This window comes from Micromonospora sp. NPDC047187 (assembly GCF_040643355.1).
GTDB classification, from domain to species: domain Bacteria; phylum Actinomycetota; class Actinomycetes; order Mycobacteriales; family Micromonosporaceae; genus Micromonospora; species Micromonospora salmantinae.
Genome location: NZ_JBEYUF010000025.1, coordinates 1 through 14,945 on the forward strand (window position 1 = coordinate 1; position 14,945 = coordinate 14,945).

Annotated in this window: 12 protein-coding genes; all 12 read left to right on the plus strand. The window is 70.6% G+C overall.

The features are described from left to right. Positions 1 to 67: 67 nt before the first annotated feature. The 12 genes from ABZ794_RS28020 to ABZ794_RS28075 all read left to right on the plus strand — a co-directional run bounded on the left by ABZ794_RS28020 (position 68) and on the right by ABZ794_RS28075 (position 14,919). Positions 68 to 763 (plus strand): hypothetical protein, encoded by a 696-nt coding sequence (locus tag ABZ794_RS28020; RefSeq protein WP_357518428.1) that lies wholly within the window; start codon positions 68 to 70, stop codon positions 761 to 763. 149 nt (positions 764 to 912) lie between these two features. Beyond that, positions 913 to 1,377: a DUF948 domain-containing protein gene (locus tag ABZ794_RS28025; protein ID WP_112677951.1), complete on the plus strand. Its 465-nt coding sequence runs from the start codon at positions 913 to 915 to the stop codon at positions 1,375 to 1,377. Between the two features lie 30 nt (positions 1,378 to 1,407). Next, positions 1,408 to 1,713 (plus strand): hypothetical protein, encoded by a 306-nt coding sequence (locus ABZ794_RS28030; RefSeq protein ID WP_091401860.1) that lies wholly within the window; start codon positions 1,408 to 1,410, stop codon positions 1,711 to 1,713. Further along, positions 1,710 to 4,388, plus strand: a complete 2,679-nt coding sequence (gene alaS / locus ABZ794_RS28035) for an alanine--tRNA ligase (protein WP_357518370.1) — start codon at positions 1,710 to 1,712, stop codon at positions 4,386 to 4,388. Before ABZ794_RS28030 ends, alaS begins: the two co-directional genes overlap by 4 nt. 72 nt (positions 4,389 to 4,460) lie before the next feature. Then, positions 4,461 to 4,919, plus strand: a complete 459-nt coding sequence (gene ruvX, locus ABZ794_RS28040) for a Holliday junction resolvase RuvX (RefSeq protein WP_210786811.1) — start codon at positions 4,461 to 4,463, stop codon at positions 4,917 to 4,919. Next, positions 4,919 to 6,112 (plus strand): endolytic transglycosylase MltG, encoded by a 1,194-nt coding sequence (gene mltG, locus ABZ794_RS28045; RefSeq protein WP_210786813.1) that lies wholly within the window; start codon positions 4,919 to 4,921, stop codon positions 6,110 to 6,112. The genes ruvX and mltG overlap by 1 nt, the downstream gene beginning before the upstream one ends. Positions 6,113 to 6,357: 245 nt before the next feature. Next, positions 6,358 to 7,185 carry a shikimate dehydrogenase gene (locus ABZ794_RS28050; protein ID WP_210786822.1) on the plus strand — a complete coding sequence of 276 codons (828 nt, stop codon included), beginning with the start codon at positions 6,358 to 6,360 and terminating at the stop codon, positions 7,183 to 7,185. A 268-nt stretch (positions 7,186 to 7,453) separates the two neighbouring features. Further along, a complete protein-coding gene (locus tag ABZ794_RS28055; protein ID WP_210786815.1) occupies positions 7,454 to 9,160 on the plus strand; it encodes a glycosyl hydrolase in 1,707 nt (568 codons plus the stop codon). A 222-nt stretch (positions 9,161 to 9,382) separates the two neighbouring features. Then, entirely contained in the window at positions 9,383 to 11,320 is a 1,938-nt protein-coding gene (locus tag ABZ794_RS28060; RefSeq protein ID WP_210786816.1) for a hypothetical protein, read from the plus strand. A 128-nt stretch (positions 11,321 to 11,448) separates the two neighbouring features. Next, positions 11,449 to 11,967 carry a DapH/DapD/GlmU-related protein gene (locus ABZ794_RS28065; RefSeq protein ID WP_181518689.1) on the plus strand — a complete coding sequence of 173 codons (519 nt, stop codon included), beginning with the start codon at positions 11,449 to 11,451 and terminating at the stop codon, positions 11,965 to 11,967. Beyond that, a complete protein-coding gene (locus tag ABZ794_RS28070) occupies positions 11,960 to 13,558 on the plus strand; it encodes a lipopolysaccharide biosynthesis protein (protein WP_210786818.1) in 1,599 nt (532 codons plus the stop codon). Before ABZ794_RS28065 ends, ABZ794_RS28070 begins: the two co-directional genes overlap by 8 nt. Positions 13,559 to 13,611: 53 nt before the next feature. After that, on the plus strand, positions 13,612 to 14,919 hold the full coding sequence (locus tag ABZ794_RS28075; protein WP_357518431.1) for an O-antigen ligase family protein: 1,308 nt from the start codon (positions 13,612 to 13,614) through the stop codon (positions 14,917 to 14,919). Positions 14,920 to 14,945: the final 26 nt, after the last annotated feature.

Consider the following 14,945-nt stretch of genomic DNA (forward strand, 5'->3'; position numbering starts at 1 on the left):
CGCCGCGGTGCCCGCCGTGTCCGGCCCGGTGGACCGGCCGGAACCGGATCCCTCCGACGGGCCGGCGCTGCGCTCGGCCGGTCAGGACGCGCCGGACGACGACGCCGCACCGGGTGCCCGTTCCGAGGAGCGCCGGCAGACCCGTGAGCGACGCCGTCTGCGCGCGGCGGTGTTGGTGCTGGTCAGCGTCGTGCTGCTCGGCGCGGTTCCGCTCTTCTTCGGCGTCCGCACGCTGAGCCGTGACCCGGTCTTCGACAATCTGGACCAGCTCGGTGTGCCCGCCTGGGCGGCCGCGAAGACGGTCGACGACGTCAGCGGCAGCCGCTGGTGCCTGCTCGACTGCCGGCTGCGTGAGCGCACAGTGACCTCGGAGAAGGCGCCCAAGGAGACGGCGCAGGTCTACGAGGACGCGCTGCACCGCGACGGGTGGCAGCCGTGGAAGGTGAGCCGCTGCCCGGAACAGCAGACGAAGGGCAGCTACACCTGCTGGCGTCGCGACGAGTTGACTCTCGACCTGTGGGTACGCGAGCCGACCTGTGTGCCGCCGCCGGTGGACGGCGAGCCGGCGGTCGTGCCGTCCGACGACCCGTCGGCCGCTGCGACCGACTGCACCGGCTCGTTGGTGTCGGTGAAGGTGCGCAACGCGATCGACGACGAGCGGACCAGACCGCAGCCGACCACCGACCCGTCACTGACCGGTGAGGATCCGTTCCCGACGGTCAGTGCGGATCCGCTGGGTGAGCAGACACCCTCACCGTCCTGAGCCGGTCTCCATCACGGACGGTAGGGTCTGGGGCTGGCGGGCACGCCCGCTACCGGTGACCGCCGGCGGCTCGGCGGCCGGTACGGGTGGCATGGTTGTGCGTTCCGGGGACGTCGGGTCCTGCGGAACTCTGCTTGAGGAGGACAGGCGTGGGCGACATTGGAGCGATCGCGGCGCTGATCGCGGCATCCGCGTTCGCGGTGCTGGTGCTCATCCTGACGCTGCCCATCCTGCGGCTGCGGCACACGGTTGACGCCACCACCCGCATGATCAACGACCTGAACGACCGGACCGCACCGCTGCTCGGTGACGTGAACACCACTGTGAAGAACGTCAACACCGCGCTGGAGCAGGTGCAGACCTCGCTCGACGGTGTGAACCTCCAGCTGGCGAAGGTCGACACCATGACCAGCCACGCGCAGAACGTCACCGCCAACGTCGCCAACCTGGCCACCGTCGTCTCCGCCGCGGCAGCCAACCCCCTGGTCAAGGTGGCCGCGTTCGGCTACGGCGTGCGTAAGGCCGCCGCCGGCCGCCGGCACGCCGAGACCGAGCGCGAGGTACGCGACACCATCAAGCAGCAGCGACGGGCCGCGCGACGCGGCAACAGCTGACCGGCCCGGCGCACCAGGAGGTAGCGGGACATGAGGCGCTTGTTCTGGCTCGGCATCGGGGTGGCCGTTGGGGTGATCGTGGTCCGCAAGGCGACCCGGACGGCGCAGGCGTACACGCCGGCGGGCATCGCCAGCTCGCTGACGGAATCCGCTGGCGGGCTCGTCGAGTCGCTGCGTAGTTTCGTGGAGGACGTCCGGGTCGGGATGGCCGAACGCGAGCAGGAGATCCACCACGCGTTCGCCCAGGGCGAGGCGTTCGACGACAAGTTCGCCGACCTGCGGGAAGACCCGCGGATCGGCGATCGAGAAATCTTTCCGGAGGAACACCAGCGATGAAGACGGCGGAGATCAAGCGGCGGTACCTCGCGCACTTCGAGGCGAATGGCCACACCGTGGTGCCGTCCGCTCCGCTGCCCGCCATCAGCGACCCGAACCTGCTGTTCGTCAACGCCGGCATGGTGCAGTTCGTCCCGTACTTCCTGGGTCAGCAGACGCCCACGTACCAGCGGGCGGTCAGCGTGCAGAAGTGCCTCCGCACCCCGGACATCGACGAGGTCGGTAAGACCAGCCGGCACGGCACGTTCTTCCAGATGAACGGCAACTTCTCCTTCGGCGACTACTTCAAGGCCGGCGCGATCCCGCTCGCCTGGGACCTGGTCACCAAGTCGCAGGCCGACGGCGGGTTCGGGTTGGACCCGGAGCGCGTCTGGCCGACGGTGTACCTCGACGACGACGAGGCGTACGAGATCTGGCGGTCGGTGGGGGTGCCCGCCGAGCGGATCGTGCGTCGGGGCAAGGCGGACAACTTCTGGTCGATGGGCATTCCCGGGCCGTGCGGTCCGTGCTCTGAGCTGTTCTACGACCGGGGCCCGGAGTACGGCCGCGAGGGCGGCCCGGCGGTCGACGAGGACCGCTACATGGAGTTCTGGAACCTCGTCTTCATGCAGTTCGAGCGGGGTCCGGGCACCACCAAGGACGACTACCCGATCCTGGGTGACCTGCCGGCGAAGAACATCGACACCGGCATGGGCCTGGAGCGGATGGCCTCGATCCTGCAGGGTGTCGACAACCTGTACGAGATCGACGAGGTTCGGCCGATCCTGGCGCGGGCGGCCGAGCTGACCGGTAAGCGCTACGGCGCGCACTCCGGGCATGTGGCCAGCGAGTCGCACCCGGACGACGTCCGGCTGCGGGTGATCGCGGATCACGTGCGTACGGCGCTGATGCTGATCGGCGACGGCGTGACCCCGAGCAACGAGGGTCGCGGGTACGTGCTGCGCCGGATCATGCGCCGGGCGATCCGGTCGATCCGGCTGCTGGGTTGGCAGGACCGGGCGCTGCCCGAACTGCTGCCGGTGGCGCGGGACTGCATGGCGCCGTCGTACCCGGAGCTGGCGACCGACTTCGACCGGATCGCGGATTACGCGTACGCGGAGGAGGAGGCGTTCCTGTCCACCCTGCGGGCCGGCACCACGATCCTGGACACCGCGATCGCCGAGACCCGTACGGCGGGCGGCTCGGCGCTGTCCGGGGCGAAGGCGTTCCAGCTGCACGACACCTACGGCTTCCCGATCGATCTGACCCTGGAGATCGCCGCGGAGCAGGGCCTCGCTGTCGACGACGAGGGGTTCCGGCGGCTGATGGCCGACCAGCGGACCCGGGCGAAGGCGGACGCGCAGGCCCGTAAGACGGGGCACGTCGACCTGTCGGCGTACCGGTCGGTGCTCGACGCGGGTGGTCCGGTGACGTTCACCGGGTACAGCGAGGTGTCCCGCGAGTCGACGGTGCGGGCGCTGCTCGGCGCCGACGGCCCGCGTCAGGCGGCGACCGAGGGCGACACCATCGAGCTGGTGCTGGACACCACCCCGTTCTACGCCGAGGGCGGTGGGCAGCAGCCCGACCAGGGCATGATCACGGTTGGTGGCGGGCAGGTCGAGGTGCTCGACGTGCAGCAGCCGGTGCCCGGTCTGATCGTGCACCGCGCCCGGGTGATCCGGGGCGAGGTACGCGCCGGTGAGGCCGGCTTCGCCGAGATCGACACGACGCGGCGTCGGGCGATCTCCCGGTCGCACACCGCCACGCACCTGGTGCACCAGACCATGCGCAACTTCCTGGGGGAGTCGGCCACGCAGGCCGGGTCACTGAACGCCCCCGGTCGGCTCCGGTTCGACTTCAACACCCCGACCGGGGTGTCGCCGAGCGTCCTGCGCGACGTGGAGCAGCAGGTCAACGAGGTGCTCCTGGCCGACCTGGAGGTGCACGCCTTCATCACCTCGTTGGAGGAGGCGCGGCGCATCGGCGCGATGGCGCTCTTCGGCGAGAAGTACGGCGAGGAGGTGCGGGTCGTCGAGGTGGGTGACTACGCCCGGGAGCTGTGCGGCGGCACGCACGTGGCCCGCTCGGCCCAGCTCGGCCTCGTGAAGATCCTCTCCGAGTCGTCGATCGGCTCCGGTGTCCGCCGGGTCGAGGCGCTGGTCGGCATGGACGCCTTCGGCTTCCTGGCCAAGGAGCACCTGCTGGTCTCCCGGCTGGCCGAGCTGTACCGGGTGCCGAACGACCAGGTCGCCGACCGGGTGGAGCAGACCGTCACCCAGCTTCGGGACGCCGAGAAGGAGCTGGAGAAGCTGCGCGCCCAGCTGGTGCTGGGTGGCGCGGCGGCGCTCGCGGCGCAGGCCAAGGACGTGCGCGGGGTCGCGTACGTGGGCACCGAGGCGCCGGAGGGCGCGGCCGGCAACGATGTGCGCACCCTGGCCCAGGAGATCCGCGGCAAGATCGACCCGGCGCGGCCGGCGGTCGTGGCGGTGGCGGCGCGGTCGAACGGCAAGGCGTCCCTGGTGGTGGCGGTCAACGCGGCGGCGCGCAGCCGGGGCCTGGCCGCGTCGGATCTGGTGAAGGCGGCGTTCTCCGGGCGCGGCGGTGGCAGCCCCGACCTGGCCCAGGGCGGCGGTCTGCCCGCGGCCGAGGCGCCGAACCTGCTGCTCACCGTCCAGAAGGCGATCACTGAGGCGTGACAGATCATCACTGTGAGTCAGGGCGGGCCGATTGGTCCGCCCTGGTTCGTACCCGGCTGGCGGTGACCGTCGGTGGCTGAGCTGAAGCGCGGTGTGCGGATCGGCGTGGATGTCGGTCAGGTGCGGGTGGGCGTCTCTCGCTCGGATCCGGACGGGATCTTGGCAACGCCGCTGGTCACCCTGGCCCGCGATCTCACGGCGGCGCCGGACGCGGTGCCGAGCGACCTGGCCGAGCTGGCCGCGTTGGTGGTCGAGCACGAGGCCGTCGGGGTTGTCGTCGGCCTTCCGGTCAATCTCGCCGGCAAGCACGGTCCTGCGGCCGTCCATGTGAAGGCGTACGCTGACCGACTGGTCGATGTGATAGCGCCGGTCCCGGTAACGCTCACTGACGAGAGGATGTCGACCGTGGTCGCTTCTCGTAGGCTTGCCGAGCGTGGCGTCAGAGGTAAACGTCAACGTGCGGTTGTCGATCAGGCGGCCGCGGTGGAGATCCTGCAGAGCTGGCTGGACGCGCAGCGGAGGCGGACGTAATGATCGACGATCTGGATCTTGGGTTCGACGAGCCGGAACGGGGGGAGAAGGGTCGGCACCGGCGCGGCTTCCGCAAGGGCAAGGGCGGGTCCGGTGGCGGCCGGGGCAAGACATTCCTGGCTCTGTTGATGGCCCTGCTCCTGTTGGGCGGCATCGGAGGCGGCGCGTTCTACGGCTTCGACCGCATCCAGAACTACTTCGTCACCCCCGACTACGACGGCAGCGGGGCCGGTGAGATCACCGTCGAGATCAAGAACGGCGCGCTGCTCGCCGACATGGCCGACGCCCTGGTGGCGGCCGACGTGGTGAAGAGCCAGAAGGCCTTCATCGAGGCGGCCGAGGCCAACTCGCGCAGCAAGAACATCCAGCCGGGCACGTACAAGCTGCGCAAGCAGATGAGCGGCGCGAACGCCGTGACCGCGATGCTCGACCTGAAGAACAAGATCGTCAACGGGCTGACCATCCCCGAGGGCCGCACGAGCTTCAACATCTACAAGCTGCTCTCCGAGAAGACCAAGATCCCGGCCAAGGACTTCCAGGCCGCCGCCAAGGACCCGGAGGCGCTCGGTGTCCCGGATTGGTGGTTCACGCGCGGCGACGGCAAGAAGAGCGTCAAGTCCATCGAGGGCTTCCTCTTCCCGGACACGTACGAGATCCCGCCGAAGTCCACGGCCGAGAGCATCCTCAAGCTGATGGTGAACCGCTTCCTGTCGGTGACCGGGGAGATGAAGTTCGCCGACCGGGTGCAGGAGGAACGCAAGGTCAGCCCGTACGAGGCGCTGATCGTGGCGTCGCTGGCCCAGGCCGAGGCGGGTAACAAGGACGACCTCGGCAAGGTCGCCAGGGTCGCCTACAACCGCGCGTACGGCGAGTTCGACTGCAACTGCCTGGAGATGGACGTCACTGTCAACTACTACCTGGAGTCGATCGGTAAGCCGACCAAGTCGTCCAAGCAGATGACGGTGGCCGAGCTCGACGACCAGAAGAACCCGTACAACCGCAAGCTGCGGGGCATGATCCCCACCCCGATCAACAACCCCGGCAAGCAGGCCCTGGAAGGGGCGATGGACACGCCGCCGGGCAAGTGGCTCTACTTCGTGGCGATCGACGACAAGGGCCACTCCGCGTTCGCCGAGACGTATGAGCAGCACCAACGCAACGAGAACAAGGCTCGGGAGGCCGGCATCATCTGACCGGCCGAGTCACGCCGTAAAGGCTCCCTTGTTCAAGGTTTGACTTTTTCGATCGGCACTTCCGTCCCGGGAATGCTTTCGCCAACGTCGATGGGGTCGAGCGATAACCCGGTCGCCCGGGGTGGCCGCGGAGCCGGTTCCCTGGTGCCCGGGCCGGGGCGCTGGGTACTGTCGATCCCGACGTGCGCGGGAGAGCGGGGAAGTGATGTCGACAGTGATCGGGCCACCGGCCGCGACCGGCGGTGATCGTGTCGACCCGTAGGGCCGCGGTGCTGGGCAAGCCGATCGCGCACTCCCTCTCTCCGGTGATCCACACCGCCGGTTACGTCGCCGCCGGGCTGACCGGGTGGTCGTACACCCGGATCGAGTGCGCGGCGGCGGAGCTGCCGGATCTGGTCGCCGGCCTGGGCCCGGAGTGGGCCGGGTTGTCGGTGACCATGCCGGGCAAGGAGGCGGCGCTCGCCGTGGCCGACGCCGCGTCGCCGGTCGCCGCCGCCGTCGGCGCGGCCAACACGTTGGTACGCCGTCCGGACGGCTCCTGGTACGCGGACAACACCGACGTCGCCGGCATGGTGCGGGTGCTCACCGACGCTGGCGTGAGCGCCGGTGCCGCCGTGACGGTGCTCGGCGCCGGCGGGACGGCCCGCGCCGCGCTCGCCGCCGCCGCGCAGCTCGCCTGCTCGTCGGTGACTGTGGTGGCCCGCCGACCCGAGGCGGTCGACGAGCTGCGCCCGGTGGCCGGCGCGGTGGGCGTCGCGCTGACGCCCGCCCGATGGGCCGATGCTCCCCGGCAACTCGCCGCCGCCGACGTGGTCGTCTCCACGGTGCCGAAGGGGGTCGCCGACCCGCTGGCCGGCGCGGTGGCCTGGCGGCCGGGCGCGGTGTTCTTCGACGCGCTCTACGACCCGTGGCCGACACCGTTGGCGACCGCCGCCGACGCCGCCGGTTGCCGGATCGTCTCCGGCCTGGACCTGCTGCTGGCCCAGGCCGTCGGGCAGTTCGAGCAGTTCACCGGCGTCACTGCGCCGAGGGCGGCGATGGCTGCCGCGCTGACTGCCGCTCGCGCCGGCTGACGGACCGGTCAGACGGTCCGGCCGCGGTCGCCGATAGTCGCCACACGTTCCGGAAGCGCTTCCAACGCCTCCCGTTGACTCCGCGCGTGCTCCCCGGGCAAGGTGTGTGGCGGGCTTCGGTAGCGCCTGCGGCCAGAGGCCCCGATCTCCCCGAGGCGGTTTCTTAGCTGACGGTTAAGACGCGCTTACGGAAAACTGTCCTACCTGCCACATGTCCTGGTCATCGATACGCTGCTCACCGTTACGGACGCAGACACAGGGAGTTTCCTTGACCAGGCACGGACTGCACCGCATCACCCGGTTCCGTTCTGGACCCCGGCGTAAGGCGATTGCCATCGGCGTGGTCGGCGGTTCGGTGGTGGCCGGCATCGTGGCGACCATGATGCCGCTGCTGGCCAGCGACGACCTGTCGATCCGGGCGGCGGCCGACACCACCGCCACCGCGGTGTCGCAGGACGGTGACAACGCGGCCAAGTCGACGCTGGCCACCTGCGCGACGCGCTGCGACGGCAACCCGCGCGGTGGCCGCCAGGCGGTCATCGAGTTCGCGGTGACCACGGTGCCGGCCACCGCGGTCAACATCCGGGCGACGCTGCGGGTGCACGCCTGGCAGCAGTTCGCCGCCACGGTGACGGCGCACGCCTCGCCGCTGAGCGCCCGCGAGTCGCGGCCGCCGCTGACGTCGGCCGGTGCCGCACTGGACAGCGTGACCAGCGTGTCCAAGGGCTTCAACGAGTGGGACGTCTCCAAGCTGGTCACCGGCAACGGCACCTGGACGGTCTCGTTGGCGCAGAGCGGCCTGGAGAGCCGGGTCTACTGGGCGTCGGTCGAGAACCGCAACCCGGACCTGCGACCCAGCCTGCTGATCAGCTACGACCTCGGGGCCCGGCCTTCGCCGGTGACGCCCACCCGGCCGGCACCGCCGCCGTCGCCGAGCGCGTCGCCGACCACCGCCGCGCCGAAGCCGTCGCCGACCATCGCTCCGACCCGGACGGCGACGCCGAGCGCCAGCGGCACCCTCCCGTCCGGCAAGTGTGGGTCCGTCTCGGACAAGCTCGTCCCGTCCTGTGGCGCGTGGTGGGGCATGTACTCGCCCGCCGGGGCGGCCGGCGGCTGGGACCACGGCAAGGCCGTCACCGACGTGGAGACGCAGGTCGGGCGCAAGTTCGACATCGTGCACCGCTACCACGACTTCTCCAACGCCGGCAGCAACGGCGCGTTCCCGGACGTGTACGAGTCGCAGCAGATGCGCGAAGGCCGGTTGATGTTCTTCGCCTGGGAGTCGCGTGACTTCTCCGCCGGCACCACCCTCAAGTGGTCGGACGTCTACGGGGGTAAGCAGGACGACACCATCGACGCGGTAGCGGGCCGGATCCGCGCCGCCGGCGTGCCGGTCTTCATCGGCTTCGACCACGAGCCGGAGGACGAGCCGAACAAGGGCAGCGACGCGGACTTCGTCCGGGCCTGGCGCTACGTGCACGAGCGGTTCGCCAACGCCGGTGCGACAAACGCGGTCTGGGTCTGGACGATGATGGGTTGGTCCGGGCACTACTCCCGGTACGCCGGCCTGTACCCCGGTGACCAGTACGTCGACTGGGTGGCCTACGACCCGTACAACTTCCACGTCTGCAACGGCAGCACCGTGTGGAAGAGCCCGAGCACGACGGTCGGTGGCTTCTACCGGTGGCTGGACGACAACGGCATCGGCGCGGGCAAGCCCCGGATGCTCGCCGAGTTCGGCACCAACTTCAACTCCGCCGACCCGGGCGCCAAGCAGCGCTGGTTCCAGGAGTTCCCGGCGGCGCTGAAGGCGCACCCGAAGATCAAGGCGGCGATCTACTTCAACTCGGCCGGTATGACCAGCCGCACGTCGACCTGCGACATGACGATGAATCACGACGCGTCGGCGGTGGCCGGCTTCAAGCAGGCCGGACAGGACCCCTACCTGCGGCAACCCACCGGAGGTAACCGCTGACGTTCGAAACGGGCTGACCGGACGGCGTTCGTCGGGGGGTCGGACATCCGATCCTCCGGCGTTCTGTCGGCTTGCGGATTCATGCACCGCCCAATCGGCGGATTTTGTTAACCAGGCTGGACGAGGCACGCTACCTCGGGTTCTCATCCAATCTGGAGGCGCAGCGTGCCCAAACTCTCGCACTTGTGGCGTTTTGCAGGACGACGTCGTACTCCGGCGGGGATGGTCGCGTTGGCGATCGTCGCCGCAGCTCTGGGCGTGCCCACTACCGCGTCGGCCGCTGTGGTGCCGGTCCCGGCCACGGCGACCCTGGTGTCGGCGAACCCCGCCGACGCGACCCCGCACGCCCGAGACGGTGAGACCCGTGCCTTCGCGCAGGTGGGCGACACGGTCTTCGTCGGCGGCAGCTTCACCCAGCTCCGCCAGACCGCCAGCTCCGCGTGGATCACGCAGCGCTACCTCTTCGCGTACGACCGGACCACCGGCACCATGTCGACCACCTTCCTGCCGGTGCTCGACGGCGCGGTCAACACGCTCCTCGCCGGCCCCGGCGGCACGCTGATCGTCGGCGGCACCTTCAAGAACGTCAACGGCGTCTCCCGGAAGAACCTGGTGGCGCTCAACCCGTCGACCGGCGCGATCATCGACAGCTGGGTCGGGCGTTCCGACGGTGGCACGGTCCGTGACCTGGCGCTGCACGGCAACTGGCTGTACGTGGCCGGCGCGTTCAACTGGCTCAACGGCACCGCGCACGCCGGTCTCGGCCGGCTCAACGCGACCACCGGCGCGATCGACCCGAGCTTCAGCATCGACGCCACGGTGGGACGGCACAGCACCACGTCGTACGTCTGGACCATCGACGTCACGCCGGACGGCGACACCCTGGTCGTCGGCGGCAACTTCACGCTCGTCAACGACCTGCCGCGTAACCAGATGGCGTTGGTGGACGTCTCCGGGACTCCCACCGTGCTCGACTGGAGCACCGACAAGTTCGTTCCGCCGTGCGCCTCGCCGACGACCTTCGTGCACTACGTGCAGGACGTGAAGTTCGGTGCCGACGGCACCTGGTTCGTGGTCGGCACCAACGGTGGCGGCGGCTGGCCGGCCGCGTACTGCGACGCCCTGGTGCGCTTCGAGACCGCCGCGCGGGGCTCTGGCCTGCTCGCCACCTGGGTCGACTACACCGGCAACGACACCATCACCTCGGTCGAGGTGGCGGACAACGTCATCTACCTGGGCGGGCACTTCCGCTGGGTCAACAACCCGAACGCCAGCGACAGGGCCGGCACGGGCGCTGTCGACCGGCTCGGCATCGCCGCCGTCACCCCGGCGACCGGTATGCCGGTGAACTGGAACCCGCGTCGGAGCGGCAGCGCCTCGATGCCGTCGGGCACCAGCAACTGGGGTTCGTCGGTGCCGGTGCTCTGGCGCGGCTCGGACGGCCTCTACTTCGGGCACAACTCCGACGGCATGGGCGAGGAGTATCACGGCCGGCTCGGCATGTTCCCGCTCGCCGGCGGACGCACCTTCACCCCGAAGAACCCGCCGTCGGACACCGCCGGCAACCTCTACGTGGGCACCGCCTCGGGCACCGTGGCGAAGGTGCCGTTCGACGGCACCACGCTGGGCACCGCGACCAGCGTCAGTCAGCCCGCGTACACGGCGGCCGGCGCGACCTGGCGGGTGGACGACCGGATCTACTGGTCGCACACGGTGGCCGGCACGCCCACCGGCAGTCGGATCGACGTCTCGCTCTTCAACGGAGGCGCGATCGGCTCGCCGTGGGAGGCGTCCGGCTACAACGACTGGTACAACCCGGCGTTGCTGACCGGCGCCTTCTTCCTCGACGGCCGGCTCTACTACACCCGTACCGGGGCGAACAACCTCTACTACCGCTACTTCGAGATCGACGGCAACTACCTGGGCGCCACCGAGTTCGCCCTGCCGACGACCGGCGTGACCTGGTCTACGGTGCGGGGCATGGCCTGGGTGGGCGGCCGGATCGTCTACGGCTCCACCGACGGCGCGCTGCGGAGCGTGCCGTTCGACCCGACGGCCGCGCCGAGCGCCGCGGTCGACGGCACCACTGCGACAGTCATCAGCAGCGCAACGCCCGAGTTGTCCTGGTCTACCCCATCGACATTCTTCTCCGTACAGTAAGGGTCAACCGTTCGTAACGGAGCATCGGTAGATTGTTCACGTTGGGCCGGTGGCGGTACCCACCGCCGCCGGCCCGCGACGGTGGGGGAGGGTCGTTGCTCGGCGCCGCTGGCATCCGAACGAGACGCGTGGTGCGTCTGGTCTTCGCGGTCAAACGCGGCTGGTATCAGCTCCGTTACCGACGGTTGACACTCGGTCGGGACGTGGAGATCCGTGGCCGGATCCGGTTACGGCGCGGTGTGCGGGTGACCATCGGTGACCGCACCCGCTTGAACAAACTCGTCCGCTTCGCCGGCCCCGGCGAGGTGCGCGTCGGCGCGGACTGTCTGCTCAACGCCACCTGGATCGGCACCTGGACGTCGGTCACAGTGGGGGACCGGTGCCTCCTTTCGGACTGCGAGTTGCTCGACAACGACTTCCACAACCTGCCCCCCGAGCAGCGCCACGCACCGCCCGGCCCGCTCACCCGTGCCCCGATCGTTCTCGAGGACAACGTCTGGGTCGGTGCGCACGCCCTGGTCCTGAAGGGCGTGCGGGTCGGTCGGGACAGCGTCGTCGGCGCGGCGACGGTGGTCCGCACGGACGTACCACCCGGCGTCGTGGTCGTCGGTAATCCTCAACAGACGGTGAAGAAGTTCCATGACTGATGCAGCGCCCGCCCCCTGGCCGACGGACGGCCCGTCCTCCGGCACCTCGCGTGCCGTGACACTGACCGACCTGCTGCGGGTGCCGATGCACCGGATGCGGTTGGTGGCGGCGGTCGCGATGGTCGGTCTGCTCGCCGCGCTCGGCTATGTGCTACTGGTGCCGGCAGCGTTGTCCGCGAGCGCCGTGGTCGCGGTCCGGCCGGTGGTGACCGACGCCTTCACCCCCAGCGGCGCGGGCGCCGACCGCGCGGTGAACATGAACGTGGAGAGCGGCATCGCCACCGGCACCGAGGTGGTGCAGCGGCTCGCCGACTCGGCCGGCGGCGACCCGCGGGACATCCGTGACGCGCTCGAGGTCGAGGTGCCCACCGGGGGGCAGATCCTGCGCTTCACCTACCAGGCGGGCGAGGCGCACCGGGCCGTGCAGAGCGCCAACATGGCCGCCGAGGCATACCTGAGCGTGCGCCGGGCCATGTACGAGCAGCAGCGCGCCGAGATGCTGCGCTCCTACGACGCCAGCATCACCAAGGTCGCCGCCCAGCAGACCGCTTTGCAGAAGCGGGCGAACACCGCCAAGGACACCGCCGCCGGTGACGCGCTGGTCGCCGAGCTGGCCGGAATCAACAACCAGCTCACCCAGCTCAACGCCGCCCGTACCGAGATCGCGGCTGTCGACGTCAACCCCGGCTGGGTCACCCAGACCGCCGAGAAGGCGCTGGTCACCTCCGCCGGGCACCGGCCGCTCTACCTGGTCGCCGGCCTGCTCGGTGGCGCGCTGATCGGCATCGTGCTGGCGTACCTCTGGGAGTCGACCGACCGGCGGGTCCGCTCGGTCGCCGACGGCCGGGAGGCCTCCGGGCTTCCACTGCTCGGCACCGTACGCCGGCCGGGGTTCCGGGGTAGCCCTCGGGCGGTCGACGCCGACGTCCGGTACGTGGCGATGGCGGTCGCCGAGCGGGTCCGGCAGCCGGCCCGGGTGGCGCTGGTCACCGCCCGGGAGGACGCCACAGTGCTCACCGCCGGGCTCGCCGTGGCGCTCGCCGTGGACGGCCGGGAGGTCTTCGTCGCCGACGACAGCGGACGGATCGAGCGGCTACGGGCCACCGTTCTCGCCGATCGGGGGCGGCTGCCCATCGACCCGTCGCGGCCGCTGGTGCCCAAGCCCCGGCCGGCCGGCAGCACACCGGCCGCCGGTGCCGCCACGGAGAGCACGCCCGCCCGTCGGCCCTCCCCGCACCCGCCCGGCGCCCGCCCGTCCACCGACCCCGATGCGACCCTGACGCTGCCGAGGGTGTCGTCCGCCCGTCCGGAGAACAGTCGCGTCGTCACCCCCGACGAGGTTGTCGTGGGTGTGGGCAGTGTCCGGTTCGGCACCTGGCGGCAGGGCGCCGACCACGGCCTGGTCCTGTTCAACGCCCCGCCGGCCGAGTCCGACGAGCGTGGCGTGGCAGTGGCCCGGCAGGGCAGCGCGGTGGTGGTCGTGGAGCGGGACCGCACCCGGCAGAGTGACCTGCGACGCCTGGTGGAGCGGCTGCGCGCCGCCGGGGTCACCCCGTTGGGCTTCGTGCTCACCCGAAACGGTCGGGCCTGAGCGTGTCGGTGACCCGCGCCCCGGCGACCGAACCACCACCCGGAGGCGCTCCGCTGGAGGCCGCGCCGGTGCCGCCGTCCGCCCCGCCGCAACTGCCGCTCTGGCCGCTGTCGATGATGTTCGGCCTGGTGCCGCTGTGGTGGCTGTTCGGTGCGTTCTACCTCGGCTGGCCGCTGCTGGGTGCGCTGCTGCTCGCGTTGCTGCTCACCCGGGGGCGCGTGCCGCTGCCACCGGCGGCCGGCATCTGGTTGCTCTTCCTCGCCATCGTGGTGGTCAGCGCCACCCAGTTGTCGTCGCCGGCCTCGCTGCTCACGTTCGCCCTGCGGCTGGCCTTCTACCTGACCGCGCTGGTGGTCGGCGTCTACGTCTACGCGGCCGCCCGGGAACGCGCCAGCCTGGTGGCGGTGCTCACCCCGCTCTGCGCGTTCTGGTTCGGGCTGGTGGCGCTGGGCTGGCTCGGGGTGCTGGTGCCCCGGCTGGCCATGACGACCCCGATGGAGGTGCTGCTGCCCGGCGGGGTGGCCGGCACCCCGTTCATCCAGGACATGGTGCACCTCACCACCGCTGAGTACAGCGCCCGTTCGCTCAACCCGATCTATCGGCCGGCCGCGCCGTTCGCGTACACGAACAACTACGGCAGCGCGTACGCGATGACCCTGCCCTGCGTGGTGGCCTTCGCGATGCTGCGCCGGCAGGGGCTGCTGCGCTGGGCGCTGCTGGCGTCGCTGCCGCTGTCGCTGGCGCCGGCGTTCCTCACCCTCAACCGGGCGATGTTCCTCAGCCTCGGCGCCGGGTTGGCGGTGCTCGGGGTGCGGGCCAGCCTGCGCGGCAACATCCGGGTGGCCGCGTCCATCGTCGGGGTCGTGGTGATCGGCGGGTTGGCCACGCTGTTCATCCCGATCACCGAGCTGATCAGCAGACGGGTCGACTCCAGCGACACCAACACCGACCGGCTCTCGCTCTACACCGAGGTGATCCGGCGGGTGCAGGAGTCGCCCTGGTTGGGCTACGGCGCTCCGGTGAACGTCGACACCGTGTCGGCGGCCGCGCCGATCGGCACCCAGGGGCAGTTGTGGATGGTGCTGTTCAGCCACGGCGTACCCGCGCTCATCTGTTTCCTGGCGTGGTTCGTCGCCGCCGCGGTGATCTGCGCGCGGGCGACGTCGGCGGCCGGGCAGTGGCTGGCGGTGGTGCCGGTGGTCTGCCTCGTGCAGGTCCCGTTCTACGGCATGGCCAACCAGAACCTGGCGGTCGCGTTCTTCGCGGTGGCCTTCGCGATGGCGCTGACCGAACGCGAACGGCTGACCCGGTTGGCCGGGTCGTCGCCGACGCCCGCGCCGACCGCGCCGGTGCCCGCGTGACCGCCGCGACCCGACCGTCGGCCGGT

Excerpts from the sequence above, each read along its gene's own strand:
- ABZ794_RS28030 (WP_091401860.1), top strand. The coding sequence starts at position 1,408 with ATGAGGCGCTTGTTCTGGCTCGGCATCGGGGTGGCCGTTGGGGTGATC.
- alaS (WP_357518370.1), top strand. The coding sequence starts at position 1,710 with ATGAAGACGGCGGAGATCAAGCGGCGGTACCTCGCGCACTTCGAGGCG.
- mltG (WP_210786813.1), top strand. The coding sequence starts at position 4,919 with ATGATCGACGATCTGGATCTTGGGTTCGACGAGCCGGAACGGGGGGAG.
- ABZ794_RS28060 (WP_210786816.1), top strand. The coding sequence starts at position 9,383 with ATGGTCGCGTTGGCGATCGTCGCCGCAGCTCTGGGCGTGCCCACTACC.
- ABZ794_RS28070 (WP_210786818.1), top strand. The coding sequence starts at position 11,960 with ATGACTGATGCAGCGCCCGCCCCCTGGCCGACGGACGGCCCGTCCTCC.